Source organism: Salinibacillus xinjiangensis (genome assembly GCF_009649735.1).
Lineage (GTDB): Bacteria > Bacillota > Bacilli > Bacillales > Alkalibacillaceae > Salinibacillus > Salinibacillus xinjiangensis.
On record NZ_WJNH01000038.1, the window covers coordinates 1 to 281 of the forward strand.

Genomic DNA, 281 nt, shown 5'->3' on the forward strand with positions numbered 1-281 from the left:
TATGGCAAGTACTAATCCATTAAGAAGTTGGGTGAGAGCCTATAAAGCCCAGGGCATGGATGGATTAAAACGAAGAAAAACGAAGCAGAAGTATTCTGTTCAATTTAAATTAGATGCAGTACAATTTATACTAGAAACAGATGCTTCCTATTTAGAAACTGCTGTTCAATTTAACCATAAAAAAGTGTATCATATACCTCTTCAAAAGTTAGTAACCGACATTACAGAATTCAAATGTCTAGGCGAAGAGAAGTTATATTTAAATCCAATTCTTGACCTTT

1 pseudogene is annotated in these 281 nt (G+C 33.1%); it reads left to right on the forward strand.

The features are described from left to right. A pseudogene (locus GH754_RS20155) lies at nucleotides 1-281 on the forward strand (hypothetical protein); the annotation flags it as partial.